Annotated in this window: 13 protein-coding genes; 7 read left to right on the forward strand and 6 right to left on the reverse strand. The window is 66.7% G+C overall.

What is annotated here, in order from left to right; translation table 11 throughout:
- Positions 1 to 30: 30 nt before the first annotated feature.
- Genes AAFP35_RS17030 through AAFP35_RS17040 form a run of 3 tightly spaced genes read left to right on the forward strand, consistent with a single transcriptional unit; the run spans position 31 to position 2714 of the window.
- Positions 31 to 891 carry an ABC transporter permease gene (locus AAFP35_RS17030; protein ID WP_419222813.1) on the forward strand — a complete coding sequence of 287 codons (861 nt, stop codon included), beginning with the start codon at positions 31 to 33 and terminating at the stop codon, positions 889 to 891.
- Positions 892 to 894: 3 nt separating this feature from the next.
- Entirely contained in the window at positions 895 to 1698 is an 804-nt protein-coding gene (locus tag AAFP35_RS17035) for an ABC transporter ATP-binding protein (RefSeq protein WP_419222814.1), read from the forward strand.
- Positions 1695 to 2714, forward strand: a complete 1020-nt coding sequence (locus tag AAFP35_RS17040) for a glycosyltransferase (RefSeq protein ID WP_419222815.1) — start codon at positions 1695 to 1697, stop codon at positions 2712 to 2714. Before AAFP35_RS17035 ends, AAFP35_RS17040 begins: the two co-directional genes overlap by 4 nt.
- On the opposite strand, the gene AAFP35_RS17045 is transcribed toward AAFP35_RS17040, so the two are convergent.
- Both AAFP35_RS17045 and AAFP35_RS17050 read right to left on the reverse strand, forming a co-directional pair.
- On the reverse strand, positions 2701 to 3240 hold the full coding sequence (locus AAFP35_RS17045; RefSeq protein ID WP_419222816.1) for a hypothetical protein: 540 nt from the start codon (positions 3238 to 3240) through the stop codon (positions 2701 to 2703). The genes AAFP35_RS17040 and AAFP35_RS17045 overlap by 14 nt on opposite strands.
- Before the next feature lie 131 nt (positions 3241 to 3371).
- Positions 3372 to 4775, reverse strand: a complete 1404-nt coding sequence (locus AAFP35_RS17050; protein WP_419222817.1) for an MFS transporter — start codon at positions 4773 to 4775, stop codon at positions 3372 to 3374.
- A gap of 98 nt (positions 4776 to 4873) precedes the next feature.
- Between AAFP35_RS17050 and AAFP35_RS17055 the strand changes: the two genes are divergently transcribed.
- Entirely contained in the window at positions 4874 to 5377 is a 504-nt protein-coding gene (locus AAFP35_RS17055) for a winged helix-turn-helix transcriptional regulator (RefSeq protein WP_419222818.1), read from the forward strand.
- Between the two features lie 74 nt (positions 5378 to 5451).
- Positions 5452 to 6330, forward strand: coding sequence for a TIGR03619 family F420-dependent LLM class oxidoreductase (locus AAFP35_RS17060; RefSeq protein ID WP_419222819.1), 879 nt, complete (start codon positions 5452 to 5454; stop codon positions 6328 to 6330).
- 12 nt (positions 6331 to 6342) lie between these two features.
- Here AAFP35_RS17060 and AAFP35_RS17065 read toward each other — a convergent pair whose 3' ends face one another.
- Genes AAFP35_RS17065 through AAFP35_RS17075 form a run of 3 tightly spaced genes read right to left on the reverse strand, consistent with a single transcriptional unit; the run spans position 6343 to position 9138 of the window.
- The gene (locus tag AAFP35_RS17065; RefSeq protein WP_419222820.1) at positions 6343 to 7758 is read right to left on the reverse strand and encodes a phytoene desaturase family protein; all 1416 of its coding nucleotides are present in this window, start codon (positions 7756 to 7758) and stop codon (positions 6343 to 6345) included.
- Positions 7759 to 7770: 12 nt separating this feature from the next.
- Complete coding sequence (locus AAFP35_RS17070) at positions 7771 to 8274, reverse strand: GtrA family protein (protein WP_419222821.1); 504 nt, start codon at positions 8272 to 8274, stop codon at positions 7771 to 7773.
- 33 nt (positions 8275 to 8307) lie between these two features.
- Complete coding sequence (locus AAFP35_RS17075; RefSeq protein ID WP_419222822.1) at positions 8308 to 9138, reverse strand: aldo/keto reductase; 831 nt, start codon at positions 9136 to 9138, stop codon at positions 8308 to 8310.
- Positions 9139 to 9207: 69 nt separating this feature from the next.
- On the opposite strand from AAFP35_RS17075, the gene AAFP35_RS17080 reads away from it, so the two are divergent.
- Positions 9208 to 10419, forward strand: coding sequence for an alpha/beta hydrolase family protein (locus AAFP35_RS17080; protein ID WP_419222823.1), 1212 nt, complete (start codon positions 9208 to 9210; stop codon positions 10417 to 10419).
- Between the two features lie 7 nt (positions 10420 to 10426).
- Positions 10427 to 11977: a phytoene desaturase family protein gene (locus tag AAFP35_RS17085; protein ID WP_419222824.1), complete on the forward strand. Its 1551-nt coding sequence runs from the start codon at positions 10427 to 10429 to the stop codon at positions 11975 to 11977.
- Here AAFP35_RS17085 and AAFP35_RS17090 read toward each other — a convergent pair.
- Positions 11964 to 12593: a TetR/AcrR family transcriptional regulator gene (locus AAFP35_RS17090; protein WP_419222825.1), complete on the reverse strand. Its 630-nt coding sequence runs from the start codon at positions 12591 to 12593 to the stop codon at positions 11964 to 11966. The genes AAFP35_RS17085 and AAFP35_RS17090 overlap by 14 nt on opposite strands.
- Positions 12594 to 12605 lie beyond the last annotated feature (12 nt).

The following is a 12605-nucleotide window of genomic DNA, read 5'->3' on the forward strand; positions in this document are numbered from 1 at the left end:
CGGTGCGCGCCGCTTGTATGCTGGGTCCCCGTGTCATCGGTAGTCAACAGCGAGATCCCCGCACCACCCGCGGTGTCCGACTCCCGCACCCTGCGACGTGCGGTGAAAGATCTGCGCGACGGGCTGACGAACTCGGAGCTCTGGCTGCACCTCGGCTGGCAGGACATCAAGCAGCGTTATCGCCGTTCGGTCCTCGGGCCACTGTGGATCACCATCGCGACCGGTGTGACCGCGGTCGCCATGGGCCTGCTGTACGGCGAGCTGTTCGGGATGGACATCAAGAACTTCTTGCCGTACGTGGCGCTCGGCTTCATCTTCTGGAACTTCATCCAGAGTTCGATCCTCGACGGCGCCGAGATCTTCTCGAAGAACGAGGGGCTGATCAAGCAGATCCCCGCGCCGGTGAGCGTGCACGTCTACCGGGTCGTGTGGCGGCAGCTGATCATCTTCGCGCACAACGTGGTGATCATCGTCGTCATCTTCTTGATCTTCCCGCCGCCGATGAAGTGGACGGCCCTGCTGATCATCCCGGGGATCATCCTGTTCGTGCTCAATTCGGTGTGGGTCTCGATCGTGTTCGGCATCCTGTCCACCCGCTTCCGCGACATCGGTCAGCTACTCACCACCGTCGTGCAACTGGTGTTCTTCATGACCCCGATCATCTGGACCACCGAGAGCCTCGGGAACACGGCACACCAGTCGTCGGAGCGGCTGAAGCTGGTGGAGATCAATCCGATGTACCACTATCTGGAGATCACCCGCGGCGAACTCCTCGGCCAGTCCGTGGCGTTCTATCACTGGGCGATCGTGCTGGGCTGCACCGCTGTCGGCTGGCTGATGGCGATGTTCGTGATGCGCAACTACCGAGCCCGCGTGGCGTACTGGGTGTGAGAGATGACTTCTGAGAGCAAAGTCCGTGTCGACACCTGGGATGCGTGTGTCGACTTCCCGATTTTCGACGCCAAGACCCGATCGCTGAAGAAATCGGTCATCGGTGCGGCGGGCGGCGTCATCGGTTCCACCTCGTCGAACGTGGTGGTCGTCGAGGCGCTGAAGAACATCAACCTGCACCTTCAGCACGGCGACCGCGTCGGGCTCGTGGGGCACAACGGCGCGGGCAAGTCGACCCTGCTGCGCCTGCTGTCGGGGATCTATGAGCCCACCCGCGGTTCCTGCCGGGTCCGCGGTCGGGTGGCACCGGTCTTCGACCTCGGCGTCGGCATGGACCCGGAGATCTCCGGCTACGAGAACATCATCATCCGCGGCATGTTCCTGGGTATGTCCCGCAAGGAGATGCTCAAGAAGATCGACGACATCGCGGAGTTCACCGAGCTCGGCGACTACCTCCAGATGCCATTGCGGACCTACTCGACCGGTATGCGGGTGCGTGTGGCGCTCGGCGTGGTCACCAGCATCGACCCGGAGATCCTCATTCTCGACGAGGGCATCGGTGCCGTCGACGCGGACTTCATGCGCAAGGCCCGCGGACGCCTGCAGGCCCTGGTGGAACGATCCGGCATCCTCGTGTTCGCCAGCCATTCCAACGAGTTCCTCGCCCAATTGTGCGACCGCGCACTGTGGATTGATCACGGTCAGGTACGCATGGAAGGCGATATCGAGGACGTCGTCGGGGCCTACGAAGGTCCCAAGGCCGCCGAGCACGTGCGAAAGGTGCTCGCCAATCTGGAGAAGTCGTGAGCGCGGGGGCCGGCGAGGCCCGCGTTGTCGCGGTGGTGGTCACTCACCGTCGCGCCGAATTGCTCGAGCGGTCCCTGGCGGTGGTCGCCACCCAGGATCGGCCGGTCGATCATCTCATCGTCGTGGACAACGGGAACGAATCCGAGGTTGCCGAACTGGTTGCCGGACAACCGATTCCGTCGACCTATGTGGGATCGCAGCGCAATCTCGGCGGCGCCGGAGGATTTGCGCTCGGGATGTTGCAGGCGCTTGCACTGGGCGCCGACTGGGTCTGGTGCGCCGACGACGACGGCCGCCCCGACGGCCCGGCCGTGCTCAGCACGCTGCTCGACTGCGCTCGACGACATGGCCTCGACGAGGTGTCCCCCGTGGTCGCCAACATCGACGACCCGGACACCCTCGCTTTTCCGCTGCGCCGCGGAATGGTGTGGCGACGTAGGCGCTCAGAACTGTTCGCCGACGCCGGGAGCGAAGCGAGCGGGTCGAATGTCGCCGACGCCGGGAGCGAAGCGAGCGGGTCACATGTCACCGACGCCGGGAGCGAAGCGAGCGGGGCCAGTGTGACCGAGGCCGAAAGCGATCTGCTGCCCGGAATCGCCTCGCTGTTCAACGGAGCGTTGTTCTCCGCGAAGGCGATCGAGGAGGTCGGGGTACCCGATCTGCGACTGTTCTTCCGCGGCGACGAGGTGGAGATCCACCGGCGGTTGCAACGATCGGGCCTCGCGTTCGGCACCTGTCTGACGGCGGGTTATCTGCATCCCGACGGTTCCGAGGAGTTCCGGCCGATCCTGGGTGGGCGCATGCACACCCAGTACCCGGACAACCCCACCAAGCGCTACTTCACCTACCGCAACCGCGGTTACCTGATGAGCCAACCGGGCATGCGCAAGCTGATCCCGCAGGAGTACGCACGCTTCGGCTGGTACTTCCTTGTGCAGCAACGTGACCCGCAGGGTTTCGCGGAGTGGCTGAGGCTGCGGCGGCTGGGTCGACGCGAACGGTTCACACGCCCGTAGGGTGACGCTCGCCGGCCCGATCGCCGGACGGGAGCACGACCTTCAGCAGCACGGCCGCGACCGCCATGATCAGTCCACCGTCGAGGTAGTGACAGTACATGGCCCCCAGGTAGCTCGGGCCGCCCCATGCGTTGGACGTGAAGTTCGGGTCCAGGCCTGCGGTGATCTGTTCGGCCGCTCGCCACACCCCGTAGATCACGACGAGAAAGAGCACGATCGCGACCGCACCGCGGGCAGCGGTGCCGAGTCGGATCGGGCGTAGAGCGGCCCACCGTCGGCGTGCGTCGGCCCCTATCGGGTTGAGCGGCACCAACCATTGTGCGCGTCCCGTCCGTCTCGCCCACCAGATCGCGGCGATCCATGCGACCGCGACCACCGTCAGCACCAGGTGTGCAGGCCAGGCACTGGTGCCCTCGACATGATCGTGAACCACCGGGTCGCGGGTACCGAACTGCGCCAGCCCCGCGAGGAGGCCCGCCACCCCGGCCACGATCACCGCGATCGACAGAGAACGTGAGCGTTGCATGTCACCAGATTACGGACATCGGTTGCGTCACGGTCCGTTTCGCCGGAGCATCCACTGACTCGGACGTCTGCTCCCGGCCGACACCGGACAGCGGCCCCACTGCCATTCGATGGCCGGACGGCGCGTACGCGTCACCCGCCCGACTCGCGCGGCGTCATGCCGACCGCGGCGACCGCACCGAGCAGGGCAACACCTCCGAGCACCCACCAGGCTTCTCGAAATGCCTGGTGCGCAGCGACATAACCGATCGGCGTGCCCAGCACCACGACCAGCAGGCTGACACCGAGCGACATCCCGATCTGCCTGCTCATGTTGACGATTGCGCTGCCCGTCGCGGACTGGTCGAGGGGCAGGTCCGCGGTCGCCGACGACAGGATCGACGGCAGTGCCAATCCCACGCCGATGCCGCCGATGAGCCATCCCGGCAGGACCTCGGTGGCATAGTCCGGCGTCTGGTCGACGGACAACGCGATGATGACGCCTCCCAGGCCGAACAGCACGCAGCCGGCGGATACGATGGCGCCGATCGGGATTCGCGCGCTGAGTCGGTGCGCGACGGCAGCGAAGATCGGGACCATGAGCGGTCCGGTCGACACGGCGAATCCGGTCTTGATCGCCGAATAACCCCAGACCTGTTGCAACCACAGGATGTTGGCGAGCAGCGCACCTGCGAACGGGATCGCGAAGAGCACGGCGGTCACGTTGGCGAACGTGAACGCCCGGACCTTCAGCAGCGCCGGATCGATGAGCGGCTCCGGATGTCGTGTCGAACTGATCACGAACCCGGCGAACGCCACGGCGGCGACCACCCACGCGCCGACGACACGCGTGTCGGTCCAGCCCCAATCGGGCCCCTGCACCAGTCCGAGCGTCAGTGCGCCGATCGACATCGCGAGGAGCACCGCGCCAAGCAGATCGGGCAGTCGGGTCTGCGCGGCGTTACGCGATCGCGCCAGCATCGCGCCTCCGGCGATCAGTGCCGCGACGCCGACGGGGACGTTGACCAGGAACACCCACCGCCAGGAGATCTCGACGAGCAGTCCGCCGACCGCCGGACCCAACGCCGCCGCCAATGCCCCTGTGGCCGCCCAGATCCGCACCGACCTCGCACGCACCTCGACGGGCATCGTGGACACCACCAGGCCGAGGCTCGCGGGGGTCAGGATCGCAGCGCCGACCGCCTGCAGGCACCGGAAGGCGACGAGCCACCAGATCCCTTGCGCCGCAGCACATGCCACACTCGCTACGGTGAAGATGGCGAGGCCGACGAGGAATCCGCCCTTGCGTCCGTATCGATCGACGATCCGACCGGCGGGAACCAGCAGTGCCGCGTAGATGATCGTGTAGGCGTTCAACACCCAGGACAACTCCGACAACGCGGCGCCGTGGAAGTCGTGCCCGATGTCGTCGAATGCGACGTTGACGATGAACACGTCGAGGCTGGCCATGAAGGCCGCCAGGGACAGGATGCCCAGGACCAGACCGGGTCGGGAGACCCCGGGTGTCGACGGTTCGACGACGTCGACGGCGGTCATCGAATGCACCCGCGTTCCCGGACATCACCAGTGAGTTGTGTCATGCAACTCAGCAAAGCAGGTTGAGTTGCGTCATGCAACTCACTACCATCGTCGACATGAAGCGCGCCTCGTTCGCCGATATGAACTGCTCGGTCGCCCAGACCCTGGAGGTCATCGGCGAGTGGTGGACGCTGCTGATCGTGCGGGACGCGCTGTTCGGGGTGACCCGATTCGACGAGTTCTCGTCGCGCCTCGGCATCGCTCGCAACGTGCTCACCCGGCGTCTCGACACCCTCGTCGACCACGGCGTGATGACCAAGGTTCCGTACCAGGACAACCCGATACGCCACGACTACCGCCTGACCGAGAAGGGTCGCGACCTCTGGACCGTCCTCACCGCCTTGCGGCAATGGGGGGACAAATGGGCGATCGACACCGAGCCCCCGATCGTCACCAGCCACCGCACCTGTGGCCACACCATGACCGTGGAGCCGGTCTGCTCCGAATGCGGCGAAGCCCTGACGCGGGGATCGATCCGGATCCATCGCGGCCCCGGCGCCGACGAGCAGAGTCCGAGCCCCATCGGCCACAGCGAGGACCGGGCGACTCCCACCAACTGACGTCGAGCCCTTTCCCGGCAAAATAGAACGTGTTCTACTCTTGGTGAAGACCGTCACACGTCCCGAGGAGCACGATGCGCTTCACCTTTGCCGAGGCCATGACCGACCCGAGCTACTACGCGCCTCTCGCGCAGGCCGCCGAGAAGGCGGGCTATGCCGGGTTCACCATCCCGGATTCGCTGGCCTACCCCTACGAATCCGATGCCACCTACCCGTACACACCGGACGGCAACCGCGAGTTCCTCGACGGGAAGGCATTCATCGAGACCTTCATCGAGGCGGCCGCTCTCGGAGCGGTCACCGAGACGATCCGCTTCACGCCGTTCGTGGTGAAGTTGCCCGTCCGCCCGCCGGCCCTGGTGGCCAAGCAGGCGATGTCGATCGCCTGTCTGACCAACAACCGCTTCGCGATGGGCGTGGGGACGAGCCCGTGGCCAGAGGACTACGACTTCATGGGCGTGGACTTCAAACGACGCGGCAAGCGGATGGACGAATGCATGGACATCATCCGCGGACTGTCCACCGGCGAGTACTTCGAGTTCCACGGGGAGTTCTACGACATCCCGAAGATCAAGATGAACCCGGCACCGACCAAGCCGATCCCGCTGCTCGTCGGCGGACATGCCGATGCCGCACTGCGCCGCGCGGTGATCCGCGGCGACGGCTGGATGCACGGCGGTGGGCCCGGCGAGGAACTCGACGAACTGCTCGACAAGATCGCCGACATCCGCAAGGCCGAAGGCAAGACCAACGACCCGTTCGAGATCCACGTGATCTCGATGGACGCCTACTCGGTGGACGGGTGTAAGCGTCTGGAGGACAAGGGGATCACCGACGTCATCGTCGGATTCCGGATGCCCTATGTCACCGGCACCGACACCGAGCCGCTGGAGAAGAAGATCGAACACCTGAACTGGTACGCGGAGAACGTGATCGCCAAGGTCAACGGCTGAGTCCGGACCCGATCAGCGTCTGAGGTGCGCGAGCGCGGCCTGCGCCGCATTGTGGCCGCACATGCCGTGTACCCCACCGCCGGGTGGTGTCGCCGACGAACACAGGAAGACGCCGGGTACCCCGGTGCCGTACGGGTTCGCGGAGAGTCTCGGCCTGGCGATCAGATGGCGCAGATCGTTACGCCCGCCACCGATGTCGCCGTCGACGTAGTTGGGGTTGGCGCGCGCCAGCCCGGACGGAGACGTACTCACCGAGTCGACGATCTGGTCCCGGAAACCCGGTGCGAACCGCTCGATCTGCGCGGTGATCGCGTCGGTTGCATCCCCGGTGAAGCCCTGTGGCACATGGGCGTACGCCCACAACGGCTTCAATCGTCCGGGCGCCCTGGTCGGATCGGCGAGCCATTGCTGGCCGACCAGGGTGAACGGCCGCTCCGGCATCCGTCCGGCTGCGGCAGCCCCCTCCGAGGCGGCGATCTCGGCGATGGTGCCACCGAGATGGACGGTACCGGCGCGCCCACAGACCGGGTCGGCCCAACCGATGTCGCCGTCGACGAGATAATCGACCTTGAACGCGGCCGGACCGTGCCGGTACCGACGGTAGGCCCGGGCGACACGCCACGGCAGCCGCTCGCCGATGATCCGTAGCGCCGCACCGGGCGACACATCTAGCAGCACGACATCGGGGCTGCCGAGATCCGCCAGACTCTCCACGCTCTGACCGGTGACGATGGCGGCACCGGCATCGATGAGTGCCGAGGCCAACGCTTTACCGATCGCCGACGACCCACCCTCGGCGACCGGCCAACCATGGCGGTGCCCCGCGGCCAACAACATCAGGCCGGGTGCCGCCGAACCCGGACGGTCCAGCCGGGTGAACGCGTGGGCCGCAACACCTCCGAACAATGCGCGAGCCGACTCGGACCGGAACACCCGCGCCAGACCGGTTGCCGGATACAACGCCCGATGACCGAACTCCGCCAGACGCACCGGATGTCGGGGCACTCCGAGCATGGGCCGCAAGACGTCGTCGGCGAGATCGTCGAAGTCGTCGGCCATCCCGCCGATCATGTCGCGCCACACCGCCTCGTCGACGCCGAGCCCGGCGGCGGTCGCGGTGACGGATCGGTACAGCGCCGCTGCTGTGCCGTCGTCGAGCGGATGCGCACAATCGATCTCGGGCCACCGCCACTGCAACCCGTACCCGTCGAGGCCGAGGTCGCGAAATGCCGGCGAACCCGCACCGAGAGGGTGAAACGCCGAACAGTGATCGTGTGTCGCCCCCGTCCCGAACACGTCTCCCGAGCGGGTTCCGCCTCCGATGGTGTCGGCCGCCTCGACGACCCGAACCCGACACCCCGCCCGGGCGAGGATCACCGCCGCGGTCAGCCCGTTGGGCCCGCTGCCGACGACCACCGCCTCCGACATCGACTCGACCCGTCAGCGGATCCGGAAGATCACCAGACGCTGCACCACGAAGTTGATCACCGTCGCGGTGCCCTGCGCGATCACGTACGCGATGAAGCTGTAGAGCAACTCCTCCGGCCACTGATGCGAGAGCCAGGTGTAGAGACCCACGTTCACGAAGAAGGTGACACCGTAGAGCGCGGCGACCGCAAAGAACCGGAGGGCGCTCGGCTCGGCCTGGAAGGTCCATCGCCGGTTCGCCAGATACGCCGTCGTGGTGCCCAGGATGAATCCGAGGGACTTGGCGATCCAGAACGGTGTGCCGACCACGTACTGGAGCAGGATCGTCAGCCCGAAGTCGAGGACACCCGAGCCTGCTCCGGTGATGATGAACCGGATGATCTGCGTCTTCAGGTCCACATTCGTCGACGCCTCACCGTCGTCGAGCGGTAACTCGATCGGCGTCAGCGCATGACGGGTGGAGTAGTCCTCGTGGCGCGGGTGTTCGTCGGCGGCGCCGGGATCAGGTCGAGACACGTTGACACCCTACCGCCGGGATGAGGGTGTCTTTCAGTACTCCTCTTCGACGTCGGAGTCGCGGGCCGCCTTCTCTCCCCGGTCGAGACGGGCGAGTGCGGCCAGGTCGTCGGCGTCGAAGTCGAAGTCGAACAGGTCGGTGTTCTCGCGTTGACGTCCCGCGTGTGACGACTTGGGTACCACGCTGACACCGTGCTGGACCGCCCACCGCAGTGCGATCTGGGTGGGCGACTTCCCGTACTTGCGGGCCAGCGCGATCACCGCAGCCTCTCCGAGCATCCCTTCCTTACGACCGGTGGGGTGCCACGCCTGCGCGTGTATTCCCCTCTCCGTCATGAACTCCCGCAGCTTCGGCCGGGCCAGTGCCGGGGAGCATTGGATCTGGTTCAGGACCGGCCACTGTCCGGTCTCGTCGTAGAGCATCTGCAGATGATGCTCCTTGAAGTTGGAGACCCCGGCGGTTCGGATGAAGCCCTCGTCGGCGAGCGTGAGCAACGCCCGCCAGGATTCCACCGTGCGTCCCAGACTCGGGCAGGGCCAATGGATCAGATAGACGTCGATGTAGGCCACACCGAGACGCCGCGCACTGTCCTGGGCTGCGGTGATGGTCTCGTCGAAGCCTTGGTCGCCACCACCGAGTTTGGTCTGGATCACGACCTCGTCGCGGGCGACGCCCGATTCCTGAAGTCCCATACCGACGCTGCGTTCGTTGCTGTAGCGGCTGGCGGTGTCGATCATGCGATAGCCAGACCGGAGCGCTGTCGCCACCGCGGAGATGCTGGGGCGACCCAGCATGCCGAACGTGCCCAACCCGACCATGGGCATCGAGAATCCGTTGCTCAGGTCCACCGACGGAATGTCCACACCGTCAAGGATAGGTGTAACGGGACTTCTGGGCGTGCCGGTGCGACAGGTGATCTACGGTTGGTGACCATGAGTTCCCGTCGTCGACGACGCATCCTGTCGGCCGCTGCCTGTTCGCTTGCCCTCGTCATGGCGACGTCGCTGGCGCAGACAACCGCTGTGGCGGCACCGTCATCGACGGCGGCACCGAACTGGTCGGGCATGGACGTCCGGGACACCGGTACGACGACGGCGCGCGCGGGCACCCTGATCCGACAGGTCCCGTTGGCTCCCGGCCTCTCCGTCCCCGGGTCGGCACGCGCCTACCGCATCCTCTACGCGACACCCGATCAGCATGGCCGGACGGCGACCAGCACGGGTGCGGTGTTCCTGCCGCACGGAACACCACCTGCCGGCGGATGGCCGGTGATCGCGTGGGCACACGGCACCACCGGACTCGGAGACGATTGCACGCCTTCGGCACTGCCGCGTAGCGACCGGGACGCGACCTATCTCGCGCACTGGCTGCGACAGGGGTATGCGATCGTCGCGACCGACTATGTCGGGCTCGGCACGCCGGGGTTGCTGAGCTATCTCAACGGCGAGGTGGCCGCGCATTCGATCGTCGATTCGGTGAAGGCAGCACATCAGATGGACCTGCCGCTCGCGCCGCGCTGGGCCATCGTCGGGCAGTCCCAGGGCGCGGGCGCCGCGTTGAACGGCGCCCAGCGCGCCACCCGGCTGTCGCGTGGGACCGACCTCGACTACCGGGGTGTGGTGGCGACCGGGACACCGGCCAACATCGAGCAGATCATCGCCCTCGGCGGTCCCGACTTCCCGCCGGTCCGACTGCCTGCCGGATTGACGACCTATGCGCTCTACATCCTGGCCGGCGTCATCGACGCTCGTCCGGACCTGCACGTGTCGTCGGTGCTGACCCCACTGGGCAAGGATTACGTCGCCCGTGCCCGCGAGGTCTGCTACCCCGAGATGCACGAGTTCATGGACGGCCGCGACCTGCGCACCGTGTTCCGTGCGCCGCTGAGCAGCATTCCCGGTATCCGACAGGCACTGACCGAATACATGGGCACCCCGTACACCGGCTACGACCGACCGATCTTCCTCGGCCAAGGGCTGCGTGACACGGATGTGCCTGCGCCGTCGGCCCTTTCGCTCTACGCCCAGATGAGGGCCAACAACCAGCCGGTCGATCTGCACGTCTATCCCGACCAGGATCATTCAGGGACGGTCATCGCATCCATGCCCGATTCGACGCCCTTCCTCGCCCGCATCATGAGGTGACCTCGCCGTGACCGCATCCGCTCATTTCGACGATGTCATCATCGGGGCAGGCCACAACGGTCTGACCGCGGCGGCCTACCTCGCGGGGGCGGGCCGTTCGGTGCTGGTGCTCGAGAAGGCCGATCACGTCGGCGGGGCCGCGGTGTCGGCGATGCCGTTTCCCGGTCTGCCCGCACGGCTCTCACGCTATGCGTACCTGGTGTCGCTGATGCCACGAGAGATCATCGCCGACCTCGGGCTCGACATAGAGCTGGTGCGTCGGCGGTACTCGTCGTACACACCGCTGCCCCACGATCCGGCCACCGGCATCCTGGTGGACACCGACGATGTCGAGGCCACCGCCGAATCCTTCCGGCGCGCCACCGGTTCGGAATCCGTGTTCACCGCGTGGCAGTCGTTCTACGGTCGGATGGGCACGATCGCGCAGCGCGTGTTCCCGACCATGCTCGAGCCGCTTCGCTCGGCCGCGGAGATCCACGATCTGGTGATCGGCACCGACTCCACCGAGGCCGAGCTCTGGGAGACGTTGACGTCATCTCCGCTCGGTGTCCTGCTGGATCAGTACTTCGACGACGACGTCGTCCGCGGGATCGTCGCCACCGATGGGCTCATCGGGACCTTCGCCGATCTCGACGATCCGTCACTGCGCCAGAACATCTGCTTCCTGTACCACCTCATCGGCGGGGGCACCGGAGATTGGGACGTCCCAGTCGGGGGGATGGGCGCGGTGTCGGGTGCCCTGTACCAGGCGGCATCGTCGGCGGGCGCCGAGATCCGCACCGGTACAACGATCCTGGGCATCGATCCGAGCGACGGCACGGTGGAACTGTCCGCCGGGACGGTGTCGGCATCCATGCTCTACGCCGCATGCGCCCCGCAGGCACTCGACGATCTGCTCGACGATCCGATCGCCACCGAAACCGACACCCGTGGTGCGCAATTGAAGATCAACCTGGTCCTCGAACGTCTCCCCCAGCTGCGGGACGCCTTCGTCGCACCCGACGCCGCGTTCTCGGGAACGCTCCATGTCAACGAAGCTGCCGACCAGCTCTCGGCCGCGTGGCGACAGGCCGACCGGGGACAGGTTCCGGAACTACCGCCCTGCGAGATCTATTGCCACACCCTCTCGGATCGGTCGATCCTGGGGCCGGAACTCGACGGTCGGCACACCCTCACGCTGTTCGGACTCCACATGCCGCCGGAGGTGTTCGACGCGCCCGGAGCCGTCGAGCACGCCGTCGGCGCAACCCTCGCCTCGCTGAATTCGGTACTCGCCGAGCCGATTCAGTCGGTCATCGCACACGATGTCGCCGGTGACCCGTGCATCGAGGTCAAGACGCCGCAGGATCTCGAGGCGGACCTCGGTTTGCCGGGCGGCAACATCTTCCATCGCAGCCTGCAGTGGCCGTGGGCCGAGACGGCCGACGCGGTCGGCACCTGGGGCGTGGAAACCCATCACCCGCGGTTGCTGCTCTGCGGTGCCGGCGCTCGACGCGGCGGCGGGGTCAGCGGCATCCCGGGACGCAACGCGGCCACCAAGGTGCTCACCGAGTCCTGACGTCCAGAACTCCCCCGGCGGTACGGCGCGGGTCGGCGTACGCACGCAGGGCCGCGATGGCCCCTTCGACCGCGGCGCCGATGAAGTCCTCGTCGGGAGTCTCGTCGGCGACCTGCACGAGGTGCTGCAGAGACCCGATCAACAGGCTGTAGGCCCGCGCGGGCGACACCTCGCCGATCTCGCCGCGATTCCGGGCTCGCTCGAGGATGGCTTTCACCGCGTCCAGACGGGGAGCGATCATCGTGTCGGCGATGGCCGAACTCAACGCGGGCTGCCGGTGCAGATCGGCCACCAGCGCATCGCCCAGATCGTCGGGCCGCAAGCACATCTTCTCGGTCAGCGTCCGCAGGAACACCTCGATGTCGGAGTCGAGGTCGCCGGTGTCGGTGTCGGCGATCGCCGGCTGCCGCGCGGCGATCGCCGCCGCCAACAGATCGAGCTTGGTCGGCCATCGCCGGTAGACCGTGGCCGACGACGTGCCCGCCCGCTCGATGATCGCCGACATCGTGACCGCCGCGACCCCGTGCCGCGCAACGAGCTCGAAAGCCGCGTCGAGGATGGCCCGCTCGGCAGCGGGATCTCGTGGCCGACCCGGCCCGCGCTCTGCACCGTTCATCATCGACGAGTA

The organism is Gordonia sp. CPCC 206044, assembly GCF_048537895.1.
GTDB lineage: Bacteria > Actinomycetota > Actinomycetes > Mycobacteriales > Mycobacteriaceae > Gordonia.